1 protein-coding gene is annotated in these 721 nt (G+C 57.4%); it reads right to left on the bottom strand.

Annotated elements, in window-relative coordinates:
• Nucleotides 1-309: hypothetical protein (locus ACFCZN_RS21290; protein WP_430558091.1), on the bottom strand; the 309-nt coding region annotated here is incomplete at its 3' end.
• Nucleotides 310-721: the final 412 nt, after the last annotated feature.

The raw sequence follows: 721 nt of genomic DNA, 5'->3' as shown, positions 1-721 counted from the left end.
GCCAAGAGCGATTAGGAACATAAAGACCTGATAGCTTGCGTGAACGACAGCGGCATTTTTCCTGCCGGCAGTCCTTAGTGGGTCTGTCTGCATGTTCGCCAGTCCCAACTTTCTCAGCGCGACCGCAGTATCAGAAAAGTCCTTCTCGGCAGTTCGAATGTTCCACTGCTCTATCCCATTTCGTGTGACGGGAATCTTCAATAGAGCCCAGCGAATAAATCGATAGCCACACAGTGACAGAGCGACGAGCAAACCCATCCCAATAAAGGTTCGCTGAATCTCTGCCACACGCCCCCAGTCGATACTCATGCTACATATCATGCCTGAGAGCGCTGCCCCGTACTGCCCGATTGAAGAACTGCGCCGCAGCGAATCTCTCCCGCTACATCTGTAGGTCGTAACGGAGCTCTTCGGAGCTCTCCACGCTGCTGTCGTCAGCGTTGTTGGCTACTTCTCAGATGAGTCCTCCGACCCGCTGCGCGACGTCGGCGAGGATGCCGCCCTTCACGTGCTGGTTCTGGGCCGCCATCGCCGTAGGCAAGTTGCCCATGATCTGCATCACGACCCGCTCAGGCCAACCGAGGACGAGTAAAACCGTTGCCGCTGTGTGCCAGCCATAACGCAGCGATGCACAGCCTTGGCGTTCGCAACACTAGAACTTTGCAAGCGCGGTACGGGAGCCCATCGGCACCTGCACCCAGACCGCAGCTCGCTCCGGCAG

Source organism: Isoptericola sp. NPDC056134 (assembly GCF_042264825.1).
GTDB lineage: Bacteria > Actinomycetota > Actinomycetes > Actinomycetales > Cellulomonadaceae > Isoptericola > Isoptericola nanjingensis.
Note: the sequence above shows the minus strand (reverse complement) of the source record. Positions and strands in the feature narration are given on the sequence as shown.